The organism is Proteus sp. fly-1089 (assembly GCF_040138965.1).
GTDB classification, from domain to species: Bacteria; Pseudomonadota; Gammaproteobacteria; order Enterobacterales; family Enterobacteriaceae; genus Proteus; species Proteus vulgaris_B.
Genome location: NZ_JBEETS010000002.1, coordinates 36,710 through 58,131 on the forward strand (window position 1 = coordinate 36,710; position 21,422 = coordinate 58,131).

General features: G+C 38.6%; 19 protein-coding genes. 6 read left to right on the forward strand and 13 right to left on the reverse strand.

The annotated features are described in order from the left end of the window. Nucleotides 1–134: 134 nt before the first annotated feature. On the reverse strand, nt 135–596 hold the full coding sequence (gene gpt / locus ABN080_RS06695; RefSeq protein WP_023580994.1) for a xanthine phosphoribosyltransferase: 462 nt from the start codon (nt 594–596) through the stop codon (nt 135–137). 351 nt (nt 597–947) lie between these two features. Between gpt and pepD the strand changes: the two genes are divergently transcribed. Then, nucleotides 948–2,405: a beta-Ala-His dipeptidase gene (gene pepD / locus ABN080_RS06700; protein ID WP_340895442.1), complete on the forward strand. Its 1,458-nt coding sequence runs from the start codon at nt 948–950 to the stop codon at nt 2,403–2,405. A gap of 297 nt (nt 2,406–2,702) precedes the next feature. After that, nucleotides 2,703–4,865 carry a TonB-dependent siderophore receptor gene (locus ABN080_RS06705; RefSeq protein WP_349440673.1) on the forward strand — a complete coding sequence of 721 codons (2,163 nt, stop codon included), beginning with the start codon at nt 2,703–2,705 and terminating at the stop codon, nt 4,863–4,865. Nucleotides 4,866–4,932: 67 nt separating this feature from the next. On the opposite strand, the gene dinB is transcribed toward ABN080_RS06705, so the two are convergent. Further along, entirely contained in the window at nt 4,933–5,988 is a 1,056-nt protein-coding gene (dinB, locus tag ABN080_RS06710; protein WP_196553670.1) for a DNA polymerase IV, read from the reverse strand. A 233-nt stretch (nt 5,989–6,221) separates the two neighbouring features. Between dinB and ABN080_RS06715 the strand changes: the two genes are divergently transcribed. Both ABN080_RS06715 and ABN080_RS06720 read left to right on the forward strand, forming a co-directional pair. After that, nucleotides 6,222–7,094, forward strand: coding sequence for a glycerophosphodiester phosphodiesterase family protein (locus tag ABN080_RS06715; RefSeq protein ID WP_349440674.1), 873 nt, complete (start codon nt 6,222–6,224; stop codon nt 7,092–7,094). 92 nt (nt 7,095–7,186) lie between these two features. Continuing rightward, the gene (locus tag ABN080_RS06720) at nt 7,187–7,399 is read left to right on the forward strand and encodes a CsbD family protein (protein WP_072070896.1); all 213 of its coding nucleotides are present in this window, start codon (nt 7,187–7,189) and stop codon (nt 7,397–7,399) included. Nucleotides 7,400–7,551: 152 nt separating this feature from the next. Here the strand turns inward: ABN080_RS06720 and nqrM are convergent, their stop codons facing one another. From nqrM to ABN080_RS06760, 8 genes are all read right to left on the reverse strand, one after another. Beyond that, nucleotides 7,552–7,779, reverse strand: a complete 228-nt coding sequence (gene nqrM / locus ABN080_RS06725; protein WP_036932601.1) for a (Na+)-NQR maturation NqrM — start codon at nt 7,777–7,779, stop codon at nt 7,552–7,554. Between the two features lie 19 nt (nt 7,780–7,798). Continuing rightward, a complete protein-coding gene (locus ABN080_RS06730; RefSeq protein WP_349440675.1) occupies nt 7,799–8,821 on the reverse strand; it encodes an FAD:protein FMN transferase in 1,023 nt (340 codons plus the stop codon). An 80-nt stretch (nt 8,822–8,901) separates the two neighbouring features. Further along, entirely contained in the window at nt 8,902–10,128 is a 1,227-nt protein-coding gene (nqrF, locus tag ABN080_RS06735; RefSeq protein WP_072070898.1) for an NADH:ubiquinone reductase (Na(+)-transporting) subunit F, read from the reverse strand. A gap of 16 nt (nt 10,129–10,144) precedes the next feature. Continuing rightward, nucleotides 10,145–10,741: an NADH:ubiquinone reductase (Na(+)-transporting) subunit E gene (gene nqrE, locus ABN080_RS06740; RefSeq protein ID WP_006534792.1), complete on the reverse strand. Its 597-nt coding sequence runs from the start codon at nt 10,739–10,741 to the stop codon at nt 10,145–10,147. A gap of 5 nt (nt 10,742–10,746) precedes the next feature. Beyond that, nucleotides 10,747–11,376, reverse strand: coding sequence for an NADH:ubiquinone reductase (Na(+)-transporting) subunit D (locus ABN080_RS06745; protein WP_072070899.1), 630 nt, complete (start codon nt 11,374–11,376; stop codon nt 10,747–10,749). Continuing rightward, nucleotides 11,369–12,157, reverse strand: a complete 789-nt coding sequence (locus ABN080_RS06750) for a Na(+)-translocating NADH-quinone reductase subunit C (RefSeq protein ID WP_196553668.1) — start codon at nt 12,155–12,157, stop codon at nt 11,369–11,371. Before ABN080_RS06750 ends, ABN080_RS06745 begins: the two co-directional genes overlap by 8 nt. After that, entirely contained in the window at nt 12,150–13,388 is a 1,239-nt protein-coding gene (locus ABN080_RS06755; protein WP_196553667.1) for an NADH:ubiquinone reductase (Na(+)-transporting) subunit B, read from the reverse strand. The genes ABN080_RS06750 and ABN080_RS06755 overlap by 8 nt, the downstream gene beginning before the upstream one ends. 3 nt (nt 13,389–13,391) lie before the next feature. Continuing rightward, nucleotides 13,392–14,732: a Na(+)-translocating NADH-quinone reductase subunit A gene (locus ABN080_RS06760; protein WP_349440676.1), complete on the reverse strand. Its 1,341-nt coding sequence runs from the start codon at nt 14,730–14,732 to the stop codon at nt 13,392–13,394. Between the two features lie 415 nt (nt 14,733–15,147). Here ABN080_RS06760 and ABN080_RS06765 point away from each other — a divergent pair, with 415 nt between their 5' ends. Further along, nucleotides 15,148–15,909, forward strand: a complete 762-nt coding sequence (locus ABN080_RS06765; RefSeq protein ID WP_349440677.1) for a L,D-transpeptidase family protein — start codon at nt 15,148–15,150, stop codon at nt 15,907–15,909. Here the strand turns inward: ABN080_RS06765 and ABN080_RS06770 are convergent. Further along, nucleotides 15,880–16,647, reverse strand: a complete 768-nt coding sequence (locus ABN080_RS06770; protein ID WP_196553665.1) for a class II glutamine amidotransferase — start codon at nt 16,645–16,647, stop codon at nt 15,880–15,882. The two genes, ABN080_RS06765 and ABN080_RS06770, sit on opposite strands and share 30 nt — an antisense overlap. A 56-nt stretch (nt 16,648–16,703) precedes the next feature. Beyond that, entirely contained in the window at nt 16,704–17,282 is a 579-nt protein-coding gene (gene lpcA, locus ABN080_RS06775; RefSeq protein WP_072070905.1) for a D-sedoheptulose 7-phosphate isomerase, read from the reverse strand. A gap of 238 nt (nt 17,283–17,520) precedes the next feature. Between lpcA and fadE the strand changes: the two genes are divergently transcribed. Further along, nucleotides 17,521–19,968, forward strand: coding sequence for an acyl-CoA dehydrogenase FadE (fadE, locus tag ABN080_RS06780; protein ID WP_349440678.1), 2,448 nt, complete (start codon nt 17,521–17,523; stop codon nt 19,966–19,968). A 112-nt stretch (nt 19,969–20,080) separates the two neighbouring features. On the opposite strand, the gene lysA is transcribed toward fadE, so the two are convergent. Beyond that, complete coding sequence (gene lysA / locus ABN080_RS06785) at nt 20,081–21,322, reverse strand: diaminopimelate decarboxylase (RefSeq protein ID WP_349440679.1); 1,242 nt, start codon at nt 21,320–21,322, stop codon at nt 20,081–20,083. Nucleotides 21,323–21,422 lie beyond the last annotated feature (100 nt).

Consider the following 21,422-nt stretch of genomic DNA (forward strand, 5'->3'; position numbering starts at 1 on the left):
AAATCAACATGAACTGTGTATCACGACGAGTGTTCGCACGAAGATATAATACAAAGGAATAATAAAAACATAAAAACAAAAATCCCCGCCAAGGCGAGGATCTTAATTAAAACAGCCAAATAAACGTTATCAAATTATTTTTGATCGCAAACTGGCGGAATAAAGGCAACACCCATATCCCAAGGCTGTTCAATCCAAGTATTTTGTGGAATATCAACCACGAAATCATCCACTAATGGGCGCCCTTCTGGTTTTGCGAAAATAGTCACAAAGTGGGCTTTTGGATACATATCACGGATAACTTTAGCTGTACCACCGGTATCAACTAAATCGTCAACAACGATAAAGCCTTCACCATCACCTTCTGCTTTTTTTAAGATTTTGAGGTCGCGCTGATGATCATGGTCATAGCTAGAAATACAGACTGTATCCACATGACGGATACCTAATTCACGAGCAAGTAATGCAGCGGGAACTAATCCCCCACGGCTGACAGCAATAATGCCTGTCCATTGTTCGACTGGTAGTAAACGTTGCGCCAATTGACGGGCATGTATTTGCAACATATCCCACGTTACAACATATTTTTCGCTCATAATATTGTGATCCTAGCTACTTGAATGCGAGAGAAGCTTTTTTGCGGAAAAAAAGGTTGCGCGAGATTATAGTGATTTGAGCGCCTAAAAACCAGAGAAAACATGCAAAGAGATGAGATTATCCTCATTTTTTTCTGTGTTTTCTTTTTATGATTAAAAAATGAACCATATAAAAAATGAATACAAATAGAGATCTAATTTCTTAGATAGAGATGTGAATAGAATGACGCATTCATCAGAAGAAAGTGATATTCTCAATTATATTGGCGTATAACGCTCAGAATAATAAAGCTAACCCTTAAAAAAGCGGTAGGCTATTAATAACACAGATGCTGTTAGAGGAGACCCATCGTGTCTGAACTATCTACTCTATCCCCACAACCACTATGGGATATTTTCGCAAAAATTTGTTCGATTCCACATCCATCACATCATGAAGAAGCTTTAGCTTCTCACATTCTTTCATGGGCAAGTGAAAAAGGTCTTTTTGCTGAGCGCGATGCGGTTGGTAATATTTTAATTCGCAAGCCTGCAACTAAAGGCATGGAAGATCGTAAAACAGTTGTTTTACAAGCACACTTAGATATGGTGCCACAAAAAAATAACGACACGGTTCACGACTTCACTAAAGATCCTATCCAACCTTATGTTGACGGTGAATGGATCAAAGCAAAAGGCACAACATTAGGTGCTGATAACGGTGTTGGTATGGCGTCTGCATTAGCAGTTTTGGCTGATGACACCGTAAAACATGGCCCATTAGAAGTTCTATTAACCATGACTGAAGAAACAGGCATGGACGGTGCTTTTGGTTTACAACCGGGTTGGTTACAAGCTGATATTCTTATCAACACAGACTCTGAAGAAGAAGGTGAAATCTACATGGGTTGTGCGGGTGGTATTGATGTTAAAACCACTGTAAACCTATCTTACGAAGCAATTCCTACAGGTCATGTTGTTAAGCAACTGGTACTGAAAGGATTAAATGGTGGTCACTCTGGTGGTGATATCCATTTAGGTTTAGGTAATGCAAATAAATTATTAGCACGTTTCTTAGCAGGTCATGCAGAAGAATTATCACTAAAACTAATTGATTTCCATGGTGGTACACTGCGCAATGCTATTCCTCGTGAAGCAAATATCGTATTTGCAATTCCAGCAGATAAAGTAAGCCAACTAGAAACAGTAAAAGCGAAATTTGAAGCATTATTAAAAAGCGAATTAGCCATTGCTGAAAAAAATCTGAAAATCGAGTTACTTGATACAACAACAGATAAGAAAGTATTTAAGGCAGACTGCCAAGAACGCTTAATCAACCTACTTAATGCCATGCCAAATGGCGTTATTCGTATGAGTGATGACGTTGAAGGTGTTGTTGAAACATCATTAAACGTCGGTGTTGTTAGCATTGTTGACGATAAAGTAGAAATCCTTTGCTTAATCCGTTCTCTGATTGATAGCGGAAAAACCTATGTTGTCAGCATGCTGACTGCATTAGCAAAACTAGCTAAAGCTGATATCGAAACCAAAGGCGGTTACCCAGGCTGGAAACCTGATGCAGACTCTCCTGTTATGCATTTAGTTCGTGATACCTATCAACAACTGTTTGATAAAGTGCCAAATATCATGGTAATCCACGCAGGTCTCGAGTGTGGTCTGTTCAAAAAACCTTACCCAGATATGGATATGGTTTCTATTGGACCAACAATCCGTGGTGCTCACTCACCAGATGAACGTGTTCATGTTAAAAGTGTTGGTCAATACTGGCAGTTATTAACAGCAATTTTAAAAGCGATCCCTGCTAAATAATCTCGCTTTAAATATCATAATGAAACCCGCTTAATTGGCGGGTTTTTTTTGTTATTAACGCTATCATAAAGAAATAATTTATCTCTCCACACACACTCTATTTCCCTTAAGTATCATAATTTATTCCTTACAAAACAAATATCTCTCTGTCTTATTCCATTTTGGAATAAACAAATAATCTTAATAAATACAATTTATAGAATGATAATCATTATCATTAGCATTAATATTTATTGAGTGATATTTTCATGCCTTCCGCATTTCAAATTAAAAAATAAAAATTCAAAGGGTTCTATTGTGTCTAACAAAAATTGTGTTGCTAGCGTTATTCTCGCCTTACCTTTAAGTTTACTCTCTGTTCAAATTCATGCGACAGTTAATCAAAATACATCTGAAAAGATAATTGTCACCGCTGAACCATCACAAGATCCACAATCTCCTGTTTCAGGTTTTATTGCCACAAAAACACTATCAACAAATAAAACACCAACTGAAATTGAAAAAACGCCACAATCTATTACGGTTATTACTCGTGATCAGATGGATGCGCAAGATGTCAGTTCCGTTTCACAAGCATTGCGCTATACACCGGGTGTTTTCACCGAATATCGAGGAAGTTCTAATCGTAATGACGAGGTTTTTATTCGTGGATACAGTTATGCACCTCGTTTCTTAGATGGTTTAAGCTATGGTATGGGAGCTTCATCATCAACAGGGGCACTTGATCCATGGTTATTAGAGCGCGTTGAAGTTGTTAGGGGGCCTGCATCTGTTCTTTATGGCCAAGTAAACCCGGGTGGCCTTGTTGCAATGACAAGTAAAAGACCCACAGCAACGTCTATTCGCCACATTCAAGTACGAGCTGGAAATGATAAATTGGCAGAAACTGCATTCGACTTTTCAGGTGCATTAAGTGATGACAATCGTATTCTTTATCGCCTAAATGGTATTGCCAAAACACAACACACTCAAATAAAAAACTATAAAGAAGAGCGTTTTGCCCTCGCTCCCGCTATTACTTTTTTACCTAATGAACAAACACGTTTAACGTTATTAAGCTTTATTCAGCAAGAGCCTGAAGCGGGTTATCGTAACTTTTTACCCGCTTATGGTACGGTGAAAAAAACACCTGAAGGCACTATTCCTTTTGATTTCGATGTAAACAATCCTGATTATCACCAATCGTGGCGTCAACAATATGGCGTAGGCTATGAATTTGAACATGAATTTAGTGACTCACTCAAAATAATACAAAATGCTCGTTATAGTCATATTAATCAAAAATATAAATACCTTGTTTTCGGCTCATTAAGAAAAGACAATCCTTATGTGCTCGAACGTAGAGCTCAACAAGAACAACGTAAAACGGATACTTTAGGAATAGATACACGTTTGCAATCTGATTTTACTACTGCAAAACTTAATCATACTGTGATTGTGGGTATTGATTATCAATGGAGTAAAGATCAAGATAATTTACGCCGAGCTATGGGCTCAGAGTACGACTTGGATTGGCGTGATCCTAATTATAATTATCCGATTAATATGAGCTTACAAAAACCTGCAACCGATCAGTTGCAAAAACGCGATCAAATCGGGTTATATCTACAAGATCAGATCCAATGGCAAAATTGGATATTACTTGCAGGTTTACGCCAAGACTGGGCGCAAGTACGAACTCATGACTTCTTAGCAACCACATATGATCAGCAAGATGATAATAAACTAACGGGTCGTGCTGGTCTTTTATATGCTTTTGATAATGGTATTTCACCTTATATAAGTTACAGCACCTCTTTTGAGCCTAATTTACAAACCCGTAGAGCACCGGGTAGTGCGCCATTTGAGCCAAGTGAAGGACGCCAATTAGAAGCGGGTATTAAATACCTCACACCAAATCAGCAAACATTAGCAATGCTCTCTATTTATCAGTTACAACAACGTAATGTTACTAACTATAATGCCGAAAAAGCCTATTTTGAGCCTGTTGGTGAAATTAGAAGCCGTGGTATTGAAGCACAAATTAATAGCCAATTAACTGAAAATATCTCATTGATCAGTAGCTATGCTTACACCGATACAGAGGTCAAAAAGACCATTATTTCAGGAACTCAAGGAAAAGAGTTACCTAGAGTTCCTAAGCATATGGCATCATTTTGGGGTCAATATGATGAAACCTCAGGGCTATTTAATGGGGCTAAAGCGGGTTTTGGCGTGAGATATGTAGGTGTATCTCAAGGTGATACCAAAAATACAATCAGTGTCCCTGCGGTAACCTTGTATGATGCGATGATCGGTTATTCTTTAGATGAATTATCACCTTCTTTAAAAGGGGCTGAGATCCAATTAAATATGAATAATATTGCCAATAAACATTATGTTGCATCTTGTGCTGGTGATACCGCATGCTTTTATGGAATAGGTAGAACAATGACAGCAACGATGAATTATCGCTGGTAAGATCATATAGAATAAATTAACTACGTTAGCCATAGCCAATCTATTGATCGGCTATGGTTTTGAATTCTTATAGCGCTAAAAGAAGTTGTCGTTCTATTTGTGGATCTTGCAAAGTGACATGAAATCCGATTAATCGTACACCTCGGCCATTTCGGCGTTCATGCCATGCTTGATAAGCGATATCTATTAAATCGGCTTTTTCTAAAATAGGATGAGTATGCTCTTGCGTCGTTAACTGAAAATCATCAAATTTTAGCTTAACGCCTTGCCTTGCGATCCTTAGATCGGGTTTAACCTTTGTGAGTCTTTTTTCTAATTCGTGATACAACCCATCAAGTAATACTAAGCAGTCATCCCATGAATTAATATCGTGGGCAAACGTCCGTTCAACACCTACCGATTTTCTAAGTCTATCGGGGTTAATTTCTCGCTCATCAATACCATGACTACGTTCCCAAAGGTTTTGTCCAAACTTTCCTAATGCTTTTACCAAAGAAATAACATCTGTACGACGAATATCAGCACAAGTTTCTAACCCCATTTCTTGCAAGCGAGCAAATGTTACCTTACCTACTCCTGGTATTTTATTAAGCGGTAATTTCAAAATAAAATCATCAACTTGCTCAGGAGTAATAACAAATTGTCCGTTAGGTTTATTAATATCAGAAGCAATTTTTGCCAGAAATTTAATTGGTGCAATGCCTGCGGATGCAGTGAGATTTAATTCATCAAAAATTTGTTGGCGTATTTCTTGAGCCATCAGCGTTGCAGAGCCATGACAAAGCTTGCTTTCAGAGACATCAAGATAAGCTTCATCAAGTGAAAGAGGTTCAATAAGATGAGTATATCGAGAAAATATCTGCCTGATCTTCGTTGAAGTTTCTTTATACAGAGCCATTCTGCCAGGCAATACTTTTAAATGAGGGCACAGCTTCAATGCTGTCGCGGTTGACATAGCACTACGGACACCAAAACGACGTGCAGGATAATTTGCAGTACAGACAACACCTCGGCTAGAGGCATTTCCACCAACCGCAATTGGGATCTCTTTTAGTGCTGGATTATCACGCATCTCAATCGCAGCATAAAAACAATCCATATCAACATGAATAATTTTACGCATACAATTACCTCATCTATTTAACTGTTTAAATATACAGTAAATACATATTAACTACAATTTTTATTCACTCTTGACTCCCTCTAACGAGGTGTATTTCTCATAAAAATCTGAATTAGTCTGTTTATTTATAGAATTGTCACAAAGTGATGTTAGATTATTTTTGCTTGTTGATTAATTACATTTACTTTAAAAATTGTTTTGTAACTACATATAAAACAAGGAAATAATTTTTCATGATCAAATTATTTATTGCTATTTCTCTCTTTTTTTATTCTGTAATTCTTATGGCATCTCCTAAAATTATCGCACATCGTGGTGGCACAGCTGATGCCCCAGAAAATACTGAAATTGCTATAAAAACAGCACTCTCTAATCAAGCTGATGCAATTTGGATCACTATTCAATTATCAAAAGATAACATTCCTGTACTTTACCGTCCTAGTGACTTAAAAAGCTTAACAAATGGACAAGGCACTATTTCTGAATTTACAGCACAGCAACTTAAACAATGGGATGCTGGCTATAAATTCGGAGAAGCACAGCAATATCCTTATCGAAATAAAGGGATCGCTATTCCTACCTTAGATGAAATTTTAACTCAATTTCCCACTACTCAATTTTATCTTGATTTAAAATCGCCTGATGCTGATCCCGTTATTCAAGGTGAAGCATTAGCTACAGTTCTCAGTAAGCATAATGCACTTGATAGAACCCGTGTTTATTCCACTAACACTGCCTTTCTTGAAGCACTCCCGACTAATGTAGAGCGTTTTGAAAGTCGTGATATTACTCGCGATATCCTCGCCAATATTACTATGAGTCACGTTTGCTTATTGCCTGAAAACCTAGATATTACTCGTTGGTATGGGCTTGAATTACATAGAAAAGTAGAAGTTGTTGAAAAATATACTTTAGGTGAGGCGCGATCAGCTTCTGTTCTTAGTTGGGATAAGGATGCTATGTCATGTTTTCGTGCTGGTGGCAATGCCCATATTGTTCTTTTTGGTATCAACACCGAAAAAGATTATATTCAAGCTACCGAATTAGGTGCTGATGCCGTCATGGTTGACTCTCCAGCTAAAATGAAAGAATTTAGAAAAGAGTAAATAACTCTATTTAAGCTTTCACTTTTATATTCACTTTATTCTCTTCTACACTTAATAGTGTTATCCGATAGAAATAAGTAAGGAGGAATAAAATGTTAAACAATAAAATTTCTGGTGATTGGAATTTATTCAAAGGAAAAGTAAAAGAAAAATGGGGGAAGATCACCCATGATGAACTTGATATTATCGAAGGTACACGAGAGCAACTCATTGGTAAACTTCAAGAACATTATGACTATTCCTATGAAGAAGCCAAAAAAGAAGTTTTAGAATGGGAGGGGCAAAACCCTTATCCATGGAAGTGAACCTTTAACGCAAGAGTTCACTTTTTATTATCCTACTTCTATTCTATTAAAAACTTTTTTTAGAATACTTATATTTTTAGAATGAATGAAATAAAAAAGAGTGATGGTAATTAAAGCCATCACTCTTTTTTTATCTAAATATATTTTTATTATTAAAGAATTCGATTCTTTTTCAGTAACTCTTCTCGTGCGGACTCTTTTGCCATACGTTTTTTACGTGCATCACAAGGCTCAGGGCAATCACACTCTTTTTCTATACCCATAGCCCCTAAACCACCGCAACTGCCTTGAAGGCTTTTACGCTTTACAATATATCCTAACGCCATTCCAAAGAAGGCAATCAAGAATAAGATGAAGGCAAAAAGAAATATTTTTAACATAACCTTCTCTCCTTAAATTCTATTTTTTCAAGAACGGGGCGAACGCTTTACTATAACGCTCTTCAAACCCATTTTCAGTTTTCACTATCATAAAGACAGGAATATTTAGTTTATTTGCTACTTCTAACCCCTTTTCAGGCCCTAAAACATTCAATCCAGTAGAAAGGCCATCAGCACTCATGCAAGTGGGGACAATCACAGTAATAGAAACAAGGTTATGTTTAATAGGATGACCTGTAGTTGGATCAATAGTATGAGAATAACGGACACCGTTTTCTTCAAAGTAGTTACGATAATCACCAGAGGTTGCAATTGAATTATCACCCGGTTCAATAATTAACTGAACACTCTGTTTTGTACCATCATTAGCTGGTTTCTCAATCGCTATACGCCAAAGCTTGTCATTACCGTTTACGCCTTGTGTTCTTACTTCACCACCAATATCAACCATATAATTAGTGATATCCTGTGATATTAAATACTCAGCAACAGCATCAACACCATAGCCTTTAGCAATAGAAGAGAGATCGACATAAAGCTCAGGGATCTTCTTGATCAGCATATTTCCTTCAACAGCGAGGTAATCAATACCAATCCACTGTTTACGCTTCGCTAATTCATCTTCAGAAGGTTGGTGAGTAAATCGACCTTCTGGTCCAAATCCCCATAAATTTACTAACGGCCCAACGGTCACATCTAAAGCACCGTTCGTAATTTTATTAATACGAATGGCTTCACTCACTACTTTAGCAGTCGCAGGTGAAACAGGGAATGGTGTATTAATTTCACGACTTTGATTGAAACGACTCAATTCAGAATGAGGACGATATGTTGACATTTGATCGTTAACTTCTTCAAGAATACGATCGATCTCTGTTTGTAAGACGTTTTGTGGAGGTGAATTACTATCGGGGACATATTTAATCGAGTAATAAGTTCCCATTGTTTCGCCTTCTAATACCTGCTGTTTTTCACCACATGCAGACAATAGAACTAAAGCAGACAGCATCACTATCCAATTTATCATCTTTCTTTTTAACATAACTCTCTCTTCTGATCATGAGCGCCCACATAAGTGGGCGCTTGTCATTTCATTCATTTATGCTTTATGGGAGGTTAGGATCAACCGCCAAAGTCATCTAGCATAATGTTTTCATCTTCAACGCCTAAATCTTTAAGCATTTTAATAACAGCAGCGTTCATTACTGGTGGTCCACACATATAGAATTCACAATCTTCTGGTGCTGGATGATTTTTGAGGTAATTCTCAAACAACACATTGTGAATAAATCCAGTATATCCTGTCCAGTTATCTTCAGGTAAGGCATCTGAAAGTGCGACATTCCATGTGAAGTTTTCGTTTTCTTTTGCAAGCATATCGAAGTCTTCAGTGTAGAACATTTCACGCACAGAACGAGCACCATACCAGAAGCTAATTTTACGTTTAGAATGTAAGCGTTTTAACTGATCAAAAATGTGTGAGCGCATTGGTGCCATACCTGCACCACCACCAATGAAGATCATCTCTGCATCAGTTTCCTTAGCGAAGAATTCACCAAATGGCCCTGAAATTGTCACTTTATCACCTGGCTTTAATGACCAAATGTATGATGACATTATACCTGGTGGTACATCAGGATTACGTGGTGGTGGTGTTGCAATACGCACGTTTAACATTATGATACCATGCTCTTCAGGGTAGTTTGCCATTGAGTAAGCACGTACTGTGGTTTCTTTTACATCAGAAACGTAGCGGAATAAGTTAAATTTATCCCAGTCTTCACGATACTCTTCTGGCACATCAAAATCTTCATAACGCACGGTGTGAGGTGGACATTCGATCTGAATAAATCCACCTGCACGGAAAGGTACAACTTCACCTTCAGGAATTTTTAATACTAATTCTTTAATGAAAGTTGCTTTGTTATCGTTTGAGATAACTTCACATTCCCATTTTTTAACACCGAAGATTTCTTCTGGTAATTCTAACTTAAGGTTGTTTTTTACGTTGACCTGACAGGCTAAACGACAACCCTCTTTAGCTTCACGCTTGTTAATATGCGAAAGTTCTGTCGGCAGAATATCACCGCCCCCCTCAAGCACTTTAACGCGACACTGGCCACAAGAGCCACCGCCACCACAAGCCGATGAAATAAAAATACCTTCGTTTGATAATACGTTTAGTAATTTATCACCTGCTGGTGCATTAAAGCTTTTGTCTGGGTCTCCATTGACCTCAACTGAAATATCCCCTGTATTGACCAGTTTTGATTTTGCGAACAAAATCAACGCTGTTAATACCAATACAATCAGGGTAAACATCACGACACCTAGAATAATTATATCCATGAGTTCTTCTCACCCTTTATAGCTGAACACCAGAGAAGGACATGAAACCTAATGCCATCAACCCTGTGGTGACAAAAGTAACGCCTAATCCTTTCATACCTGCCGGTACATCCGCGTACTTCATTTTCTCACGGATAGAAGCCAACAATACGATGGCTAACATCCAACCAATTCCAGAGCCGAAACCATACACAATAGACTCACTAAAGTTATAGTCACGTTGTGCCATAAATGACACACCACCGAAAATGGCGCAGTTAACGGTAATAAGAGGCAAGAAGATCCCTAATGCGTTATACAGCGCAGGGAAATAACGATCTAAAATCATCTCTAGGATTTGTACCAGTGCCGCTATCACACCAATGAAAGTGATAAAGTTTAAGAAACTTAAATCGACACCTTCCATTAATGCATTATCACGTAACACATAGTTGTAAACCAAGTTATTCAGTGGCACAGAAAGACCTAGAACAACAGTAACAGCGATACCTAATCCAAATGCCGTTTTTACGTTTTTAGATACAGCGAGGAATGTACACATCCCTAAGAAGAACGCGAGCGCCATATTCTCAATAAAAACAGCACGAACAAACAGGCTTATATAATGTTCCATGGCGATTAGTCCTCTTCAACCTGTGCAGGTTTTAATGTACGTAATCCCCAAATTAGCAAGCCAATGATAAAGAATGCACTTGGTGCTAACAGGAATAAACCGTTAGGCTGATACCAGCCACCATTCTGGATAGATTCCATCACGGTAATGCCAAATAATTTACCAGAACCGAAAAGCTCACGTAAAAATCCGACAAGGATCAAGATAGCGCCATACCCTAAGCCATTACCAATACCATCCATAAAACTTTCAATCGGTGGTGATTTCATTGCATAAGCTTCTGCTCGCCCCATAACAATACAGTTAGTAATAATAAGGCCAACGAAAACAGAAAGTTGCTTAGAGATTTCATACGCATAAGCTTGCAAAATTTGATCAACGACGATAACTAATGAAGCAATAATCGCCATTTGAACAATAATACGAACACTACTTGGTATGTAATTACGAATTAGTGAAATAAAGAAACTTGAGAATGCAGTAACCAGTGTTACAGCAATTGTCATCACGAATGCAGTTTCAAGTTTTGTTGTTACAGCCAGTGCAGAACACACACCCAATACCTGTAAAGCAATAGGGTTGTTATCTAACAATGGCCCAAGTAAAACGCGTTTAATTTCTTTTGTATCAGCCATTGATTTCTCCTTCACGAACTTTTTTCAGGAATGGGCCGAAACCTTTTTCACCTAACCAGAAGTCGAACATATGCTGGATGCCATTTGAGGTCAGTGTCGCACCAGAAAGCCCATCAATACCATAAGGATTGCCAGAAGCGGCGCCACTACGCACAATCTTGATAGCAGGTACGCCTTCTTCATTGATTAGACGCTTACCTTTCCATTGTGCTTTCCACTGTGGATTGTCAACCTCTCCCCCTAGACCGGGCGTTTCACCATGAGCATAATAAGTAATACCTTTGGAGGTTACACCATCAATATCAACCGCTATAAAAGCATACATCACAGACCATAAACCTGAACCATAGACAGGTAGTACGACTTCTGTTGTTTTACCTTGCTCATCAAGGACAAAATACACTTCTGCTGTATTTGAACGTCGGCGAATTTTGGCAAAATCATCTGCCGGTGATAATGCAATTGAAGTATCGTCACTACGTAATGCCGTATTTAAATCAAAATTACCTTTACTATCAGTCAGTTCACCTGTCTGAAAATTAACAATTTTTGCTTTAATACGAGTGTCATACACTTTCAATACATCTGTTGCGCTCATTTTAGGTACAAGCAATCCAGCAACATCAAGAATATTACGTTGTTTATCAAGAAGTTTTTGTTCTTCTTGTTTAGACTTAAGTCCAACCGCGGCCCCTGCTACTACGACGGAACACACAAGACACAGAATAAATACAACGAGAAACGTTCTTGCGACGCTATCTTTGTTTTTCTCTTTAGCCACGAGCTTTTCTCCGCTTAATATTCGCCTGAACAACCACATAATCGAACAGTGGTGCAAATAAGTTTGCGAATAAGATTGCCAGCATCATTCCTTCTGGGTAAGCCGGATTGACGACACGAATAAGCACAGCCATTACGCCAATCAAAATACCGTAAGCCCATTTACCTTTATCAGTAAATGATGCAGATACTGGATCTGTTGCCATAAACATCATACCAAACGCAAAACCACCTAAAACAAGGTGCCAGTGCCAAGGCATTGAGAAGAGAGGATTGGTATCTGAACCGATAAAATTAAACAGATATGACATCACGATCATGCCTACCATTACTCCTGCAACGATACGCCATGAAGCGATACGAGCAAAGAGAATGACAGCACCACCAATTAAGATCATCAGCGTTGAAACTTCACCAATCGAACCTGGAATATATCCCAGAAAAGCATCCATCCAAGAGATAGGTTGTTGGGTAACTGTATTTAATAATGCGCTTTCACCTGATACAGACCATTGTGACAATGGTGTTGCACCCGAGAAACCATCAGCAGCAGTCCAAACCAGATCACCTGAAATTTGAGCTGGATAAGCAAAGAACAGGAATGCACGACCCGCTAATGCTGGGTTCAAGAAGTTACGACCTGTACCGCCAAAAATTTCTTTCGCGATAACAACACCAAACGTAATACCTAGTGCAGCCTGCCAAAGTGGTAGCGTTGGCGGTACAATCAAAGCAAACAGTATGGACGTAACAAAGAAACCTTCGTTAATTTCATGTCCACGAATGAAAGCAAAAAGTACTTCCCAAAACCCACCAACCGCAAAAACAACAAGATAAATAGGTAAAAAGTAAGTTGCACCAAGTAGCATCTTACTTCCCCAACCTGCATCCGTTGCTAATGATGCACCAAGGTATTGCGCAAGGCGATAATGCCAGTCGGAAGCGATGATTTGCTGTAATTCTACGCCACTATATAACTGATTCAGTGCTGGGATCGCTTGGTGGCCGACATTATACATTCCCCAAAACATTGCTGGGAAAACGGCTAACCAAACCAAGATCATCATGCGTTTTAGATCGATAGTGTCACGAACATGTCCACCATTACGCGTTACTGTGCCTGGTGTATAAAACACTGTGGTCACAGCCTCATAAAGTACGTACCATTTTGCTAATTTGCCACCGGGCTCAAAATGGTGCTCTACTTTTTCAAATAAATTTTTCAAACCCATGAGTTACCCTTCCTGCTCAATTTTGGTCAATACTTGGCGCAGTGCTGGGCCATACTCATATTTGCTTGGGCAAACATAAGTACATAATCCCAAATCTTCTTCATCCAATTCCAAACAACCTAATGCTTGCGAACTGTCTGTATCACCTACAACTAAATCACGTAATAAATGCGTTGCCATAATGTCTAATGGCATAACACGCTCATAGTTACCAATTGGTACCATTGAACGTTCGCCACCATTCATTGAAGTTGTAAAAGCAAAGCGTTTATTTTTTAGGAAGTGACCGATAGTTGTACGAGTGATAGAAAATTTATCGCTACCCGGCATACCCCAACCAAATAACTCTTTATCACGACCTTCTCGTAATACAGAAACTTGATTATGGAAACGACCTAAATAGTGATGAGCCTCATCAGATTTCCATCCCCATAACACAGAACCAGAAATAATGCGGTTTTCATCATCAACTAATTGATCTTTGGTTAACTCATAGAGATCAGCTCCTAAACAAGTACGCACTAAACGCGGTGCTTTTACTTGAGGGCCGGCTAATGCAACAACGCGTTCAGTGTATAAAGAACCTGTTGTAAACAAGTAACCAATAGCAATCACATCTTGGTAATTTAAATGCCAAACCATTTTCTTAGCACTGACAGGCTCTAAGAAATGAATGTGAGTACCTACCAATCCTGCTGGGTGAGGACCAGAAAATTGGTTATAACTAATTTGTCCGTCATTTAATTTTGCAGGTGATTTTTCGCCATGACAAACATAGACCTTTCCTTCAGTTAATCTGGTTAAAACAACAAGGCCATCATTAAATGCCTTCTCATTTTGCTCAATAATAACCATAGGATCAGCTGCAAGTGGATTGGTATCCATTGCAGAAACAAAAATGGCAACAGGTGTTGTACCTAAATGCGGAGTACGACTATAAGGACGAGTCCTTAACGCAGTCCACATACCCGATTTAACAAGGTTGGTTTCAACCTGTTCACGGGTCAAATCTGACAACGCAACGCTATCATAGCGGTTGAAGGTGATTTCTTCGTTGCCATCAATTTCTATCACGATAGATTGGAACACACGGCGTTCACCGCGGTTAATTTCAACGACTTTACCACAAGCTGGGCTGGTGAAAAAAACACCGGCATTCTTTTTATCTTCAAAAAGAATTTGCCCTTTTTTTACATGCTCACCTTCCGAAACCATCATAGAAGGACGCATACCGACATATTCTTCGCCTAGCAGTGCTACGCGTTGAATCGCGGGTCCGTCTTCTATCACTTGGGCAGGCGCTCCTGCAATTGGGAGGTCGAGTCCTTTTTTAATTTTAATCATAAGATTTGCACAAGTTTATCAGTTAAACCCTAAGCTACAAATTCACCCCGAAAATGTAGCGACTCTGTAATAAAAACATCTTAAGGTGTTTTTGAACCTTAAGTTATTTATCTCCGATAATTGTTACTATTTTCTCTTATTCTGCCGACCTGAATTTTATCATCTCAGCCTAAACCTGTCTGACTATTCGAGTGATTTAGCTCAAGCAAATGGGAATATTATTTTGACTGAAACGTTAACAACTCGTATAAACCGAATTAAAATATCATCTTTCTCGACGATCGCTTAAATTTCACACAGAATATTTTGTAATAGAAAAGAAACCATCTCAGATTTTAATTTACAAATTTATTGCTTCATAGCAATCTACGATCTACTTTATCAACAAATTTTAAGCTATTTTTCTGATAAAACCATGACCAGTCACGCAAAACAACTAATCAGTTTTTTAACATTAATGTTAACTTCTTTATTAGTTAACGCCGAAAATAGTTCAAAGTTTCTAATGGAACCTGTTAAAAAAAGTACAGGACAGCCTATCTATATTCAGATTTTCAAAGAAGAAAGCTTACTTGAACTTTATACAGAAAAATTAGATGGACAATTAGAAAAAGTACGTACTTACCCCATTTGTAGCTATTCTGGTGGATTAGGCCCTAAAAAGTTTCAAGGTGATTTAAAAAGCCCAGAAGGCTTTTATCAGGTTAATTTTTCACAATTAAATCCGAATAGTCGATTTTACCGAGCTATCAATCTAGGATTTCCTAACCAATACGATAAATCAAAAGGATACACTGGGGATTTTTTAATGATCCATGGATCGTGTAAATCGGTTGGTTGTTATGCAATGACCGATTCAGTTATGGATGAAATTTATCAGTATGCTGAACTAGCCCTGAAAAATGGACAATCAGTGATTAATATTCATATTTTTCCATTTAAAATGACTAATGAAAATATGAAGAAACATCACTATTCAACGGATATAGATTTCTGGCAACAACTTATGCCCGCCTATCAATATGTCGAAGAGCGCAAACAGATCCCTTCTGTTACTGTTAAGGATGGACGCTATCTTGTTAATAGCACCTCTATTGTACCTAATCAAGCCATCCTTAATTTATCACAAAATAGTGAAAGTAAATGGCTACAGGATACGCACACCACGATCAAATAACACAAACTCCCCAACAGGAATACGTTGCCAAGACTCATTTCCAGTAAGTGGTAATGTTGAAATAACAGAAACAACATCATCTGATTGTGTATGTTGCTGAAAATCAATTTCTACATCTTGATCAAGTAGTTTTGCTTTTCCAAAAGGCGCTTTTCGCGTGATCCAATGCAAATTTGTTGAACAATATGCCATAACAAATCGTCCATCGGATAACAGCATATTAAAAACCCCTTTTTGCCTTAATTGAGAGGCTAAAGTAGCAATAAAACGAAACACAGCCGGCCAATTAGCAGGTGTTCGTTTATAACGCTCTTCAAGTTGATTTAAAATCCAACAAAATGCTTTTTCACTGTCTGTTTGACCGATAGATCTAAAGCGTCCTGTTTCAAGAGATTGATAGCCTTTTAATTGACCATTATGTGCATAAGTCCAGTTTTTACCCCATAATTCACGGGTAAAAGGATGGGTGTTTTCTAAAGAGACATTTCCTCGATTCGCCTGACGAATATGAGCAATGACAGCCTCAGATTTAATCGGATACTCTTGAACAAAGCGAGCGACAGGTGAAATAGCACTGGCTTGAGGGTCTTTAAATGTGCGACACCCTAGCCCTTCGTAAAAGGTAATTCCCCAACCATCTTTATGAGGCCCAGTTTTGCCCCCTCTTGGAATTAACCCACTTAGGCTAAAATTAATATCTGTCGGTACATTTGCACTCATGCCTAATAATTCACACATCGCTCACTCCTTCTTGTCGATGTTTATTGCTGATTTATAGCAATATCAATAACGACTTACTTTTCCATTTCTTTTTCAATTAATTGGATCAGAATATGGATAACTTTGATATGGATTTCTTGGATGCGATCAGCATAACCAAAATGAGGAACACGAATTTCAATATCCGCAGTTCCATCCATTTTGCCACCGTCTTTACCCGTTAGCGTAATGACTTTCATGCCTTTTTCACGCGCAGCACTAATCGCTTTGATGATATTACCTGAGTTACCGGAAGTTGAAATCCCCAGCAGAACATCACCTTCCCTACCTACAGCTTCAACATAACGTGAAAATACATATTCATAGCCAAAATCATTACTCACACATGAAATATGGCTTACATCAGAAATCGCAATGGCAGGATAACCTGGACGATTTTCACGGTAACGCCCTGTCAGCTCTTCAGCAAAATGCATTGCGTCACAATGAGAACCACCATTACCACAAGATAATACTTTGCCACCAGCCTTAAACGAATCTGCTAATAATACAGCTGCTTTTTGAATAGCTTCAATGTTTGCATCGTCTTGAAGAAAGCGAGAAAGGGTATCTGCTGCTTCTGTTAACTCACCACGGATAAGATCTTGGTACATAGGATTTTTACTCCAGAAAGGGTAATCGAAATTTTCTGTTTCTCAGTGTAACGGATTCGATGTCATGAAAGAAGATACCCGTTACTGACAAATGCTAACTTTTCTCATTTACGAATAATTTGTGAGCTATATTGTAATTAGAATGTAAATATATTGATAAAAGTTAGTGACTAGATTAGATCTAAATAACAAACAACAGGTCTGACCTCTGATCTCTTGCTAAATACAGGAGTTTATTATGACACTACTCAGTATTGCACTTTTCATTATTCTTATTGGCATACTTAGTTATCGCAAATCTGGTATTGCGGTAAGTAGCCTTGTCCTCATTGCTTACACTTTTGTAATGGGCCTAGTCAATATTTGGAGTTACTGGCTACTTCTTCCCGTTGCATTGGTTTTATTACCCTTTACACTTCCGTCTATTCGTAAAACCTATATTTCTGCTCCTGCACTTAAAGCATTTCAAAAAGTCATGCCTTCTATGTCTAAAACAGAACAAGAAGCCATTGATGCAGGTACAACATGGTGGGAAGGTGAGCTTTTCCGTGGCGCTCCTGATTGGAAGCAATTGCATAATTATCCAAAGCCACAACTTACAGCTGAAGAACAAGCGTTTCTTGATGGTCCAGTAGAAGAAGTTTGTCGTATGACAAATGACTTTGAAATCACTCATGAGTTAGCTGACTTACCACCTGAAATCTGGCAGTACCTGAAAGATAATCGCTTCTTTGCGATGATCATTAAAAAAGAGTACGGCGGATTAGAGTTTTCTGCCTATGCACAATCTCGTGTATTGCAAAAGTTGGCTGGAGTATCTGGTATTTTAGCCATCACAGTTGGTGTACCTAACTCTTTAGGCCCTGGTGAACTTCTTCAGCATTATGGTACCGATGAGCAGAAAAAACGCTATTTACCCGGTTTAGCCAAGGGTGATGAAATTCCTTGCTTTGCTTTAACCAGTCCTGAAGCTGGCTCTGATGCAGGTGCGATCCCAGACAGTGGTATCGTTTGCATGGGAGAATGGCAAGGAGAGCAAATATTAGGTATTCGTTTAAATTGGAATAAGCGCTATATCACCCTTGCACCTATCGCAACCGTATTAGGATTGGCGTTTAAATTGCGTGATCCTGAACATCTTTTAAGTAACGATGAAAACCCTGGCATTACCTGTGCATTAATTCCCACCGATGTAAAAGGCGTTGAAATTGGCCATCGCCATTTCCCATTAAACGTTCCGTTTATGAATGGCCCTACTCGCGGTAAAGATGTTTTTGTTCCTATTGATTACATTATTGGTGGGCCCAAAATGGCAGGACAAGGCTGGAGAATGCTGGTGGAGTGCCTTTCTGTTGGTCGTGGAATTACGCTACCTTCAAACTCTACCGGTGGATTAAAAAGTGTGGCAATGGCAACTGGCGCTTACTCTCGTGTACGCCGTCAATTCAAAATTCCTATTGGTAAAATGGAAGGTATTGAAGAACCATTAGCACGTCTAGCTGGTAACGCTTATCTTTTAGATGCGGCTGCAACCTTAATTACCACGGGTATTATGTTAGGGGAGAAACCTGCCGTTTTATCTGCTATCGTCAAATATCATTGTACTCATAGAGCACAACGTGGCGTTATTGATGCAATGGATATTGTTGGTGGTAAAGGGATCTGCCTTGGAACTTCAAACTTTGTTGCCCGTTCTTATCAAGGTTCGCCTATTGCGATCACCGTTGAAGGTGCCAATATTTTAACACGTAGTATGATCATTTATGGTCAAGGTGCTATCCGTTGCCACCCTTATGTGTTAGATGAAATCGCCGCAGCACGTGACAGCAATCTACATGATTTTGACCGAGCCTTATTTGGCCATATCGGACATGTTGCAAGTAACACCTTACGAAGTATTTGGTTAGGTATCACTAATGGTCGTTTAAGTGCATCACCAACCAATGATGAAACACGTCGTTACTATCAGCAAATTAACCGCCTTAGTGCCAATATGGCTTTATTATCTGATGTTTCAATGGGGGTTTTAGGTGGAAGTTTAAAACGTCGTGAGCGTATTTCTGCTCGTTTGGGTGATATTTTAAGCCATATCTTCCTCGCTTCTGCGACCTTAAAACGCTATGAAGATGAAGGTCGTCATACTGCCGATTTGCCATTAGTGCATTGGAGTGTGAAAGAGTGTCTATACCAAGCTGAAAATGCAATTGATGAACTGTTACGTAATTTCCCGAGCCGAATGATCGCAGGTACTATGCGCGCTATTATTTTTCCTCTCGGTAAAGCGCAAAAACTGCCATCTGATAAACTAGACAGTAAAGTGGCCCAAATTATCCAACAACCATCTGAAACTCGCGATCGTATTGGTAGAGGCCAATTCTTAACGCCTTGTGAACACAATCCACATGGTCTAATGGAAGAAGCGTTACTTGATATTTTAGCAGCAGAACCTATTTTCGACCGCATTTGTCGCCTCTACGAGAAAAAATTCAATTTTACTCAATTAGATAAGTTAGCAGATAAAGCATTAGCGGATAAACGAGTGACGCCTGAAGAGGCTGATATTTTACGTAAAGCTGAACAAAGTCGCTTACGGAGTATCAATGTTGATGAGTTTGACTTTGATGCACTGGCGGTGCCCGCAAAAAAGTCTAAAACGAGTGATACTAAAACAGATAAAGCAGCCTAGTTTATTTATATGAAGGGCATATCACCCGCTGAATAAAACAAAACACCTCATGACTAAATAAGTCATGAGGTGTTTTTATTTCAATAAAAGTAAGGCTAATAAAAAGGATTAATTAAAGATTTAACTCCAACGCTAATAATTCTTCTATGGTTTGACGGCGTCGAATTAATTGAGAAGCCCCTTTTGTTATTAATACTTCTGGAATAAGAGGACGACTATTATAATTAGATGACATTGAAGCGCCATAAGCCCCTGTATCATGAATAATTATATAATCACCCACTTGAATTTGAGGTAATAAACGAGGGGTAACTGTGCCACCTTCCTGCTGAGTAAAAACATCACCCGATTCACAAAGCGGGCCTGCAACAATAGTTTCTTGTAATTCTGTCATTGGCTTTATTTGCCCATGATTATCTAAAACTGAAACCTGATGGTAACTTCCATACATAGCAGGGCGCATTAAATCACTAAATCCAGCATCCACCAGTACATAGTGACGGCTTCCCATCGATTTAACCGCTCTTACTTGAGAAACTAATACACCAGACTCAGCCACTAAGAAACGTCCCGGCTCAATTTCAAGCTCAATTTCATGACCAAGATGTTGTGCAATACGTTGACGTGCTTTATCCCACAACGAAAAATAGTGAGTTAAATCGACCGTAGCATCACCTTCTTGATATGGCGTTGATAATCCACCACCAGCTGAAATTGCTTGAATATCAACCTTAGCGGTAAGCACTTGTTCTACCATTGCATCACAAACGCTTGATAGATGCTGATAATCGACCCCTGAGCCAATATGCATATGAAAACCAACTAGAGTTAGGTTGTATTGTTGGATCACAGATAATGCTTCAGGAACATCATCGAACCAAATACCATGCTTACTATTTTCACCACCTGTATTAGTTTTTTGGCTATGTCCATGACCAAATCCAGGGTTGATTCTTATCCAAACAGCATGCCCTTGATTGCGTTCACCTAATTGACGAAGCATATCTATAGAACCTGCATTAACAGGAATATCTAACTCAATAACACGTTCAATAGTTCTTTCATCCAATAAATCAGCAGTAAAGACAATCTCACTTTTTTCTCTACCGCCTTGATAACCTGCCACTAAAGCACGTTCAATTTCACCTAATGAAACCGAGTCTACTTTTACACCCTGCGCTTTCATTAAACGTAAGATATGAATATTTGAGCAAGCCTTTTGAGCAAAGCGAACCACATCAAACGATTTTAGTTGAGCAATACGTTCAGAAATTGTATCGCCTTGATAAATCCATAATGGCGTTCCATACGTTTGCGCGAGTTGATATTGAGCCATAGTGATTGATGTTGTCATAATATTTACTCATAAAAGTCACTGGTGAATAAAATGATTATTAATTAACTTAAAAAGGAATAAAAATATCAAATAAGCTACACTCTATTCATCTGTGATA

Bases quoted from the DNA above. Each gene is read 5' to 3' on its own strand.
- nqrF (WP_072070898.1), bottom strand. From the start codon at position 10,128: ATGGATATAATTATTCTAGGTGTCGTGATGTTTACCCTGATTGTATTG.
- gpt (WP_023580994.1), bottom strand. From the start codon at position 596: ATGAGCGAAAAATATGTTGTAACGTGGGATATGTTGCAAATACATGCC.
- ABN080_RS06745 (WP_072070899.1), bottom strand. From the start codon at position 11,376: ATGGCTGATACAAAAGAAATTAAACGCGTTTTACTTGGGCCATTGTTA.
- ABN080_RS06765 (WP_349440677.1), top strand. From the start codon at position 15,148: ATGACCAGTCACGCAAAACAACTAATCAGTTTTTTAACATTAATGTTA.
- ABN080_RS06770 (WP_196553665.1), bottom strand. From the start codon at position 16,647: ATGTGTGAATTATTAGGCATGAGTGCAAATGTACCGACAGATATTAAT.
- ABN080_RS06720 (WP_072070896.1), top strand. From the start codon at position 7,187: ATGTTAAACAATAAAATTTCTGGTGATTGGAATTTATTCAAAGGAAAA.
- ABN080_RS06755 (WP_196553667.1), bottom strand. From the start codon at position 13,388: ATGGGTTTGAAAAATTTATTTGAAAAAGTAGAGCACCATTTTGAGCCC.
- dinB (WP_196553670.1), bottom strand. From the start codon at position 5,988: ATGCGTAAAATTATTCATGTTGATATGGATTGTTTTTATGCTGCGATT.
- fadE (WP_349440678.1), top strand. From the start codon at position 17,521: ATGACACTACTCAGTATTGCACTTTTCATTATTCTTATTGGCATACTT.
- nqrM (WP_036932601.1), bottom strand. From the start codon at position 7,779: ATGTTAAAAATATTTCTTTTTGCCTTCATCTTATTCTTGATTGCCTTC.
- ABN080_RS06760 (WP_349440676.1), bottom strand. From the start codon at position 14,732: ATGATTAAAATTAAAAAAGGACTCGACCTCCCAATTGCAGGAGCGCCT.
- ABN080_RS06730 (WP_349440675.1), bottom strand. From the start codon at position 8,821: ATGTTAAAAAGAAAGATGATAAATTGGATAGTGATGCTGTCTGCTTTA.
- lpcA (WP_072070905.1), bottom strand. From the start codon at position 17,282: ATGTACCAAGATCTTATCCGTGGTGAGTTAACAGAAGCAGCAGATACC.
- nqrE (WP_006534792.1), bottom strand. From the start codon at position 10,741: ATGGAACATTATATAAGCCTGTTTGTTCGTGCTGTTTTTATTGAGAAT.
- lysA (WP_349440679.1), bottom strand. From the start codon at position 21,322: ATGACAACATCAATCACTATGGCTCAATATCAACTCGCGCAAACGTAT.
- ABN080_RS06715 (WP_349440674.1), top strand. From the start codon at position 6,222: ATGATCAAATTATTTATTGCTATTTCTCTCTTTTTTTATTCTGTAATT.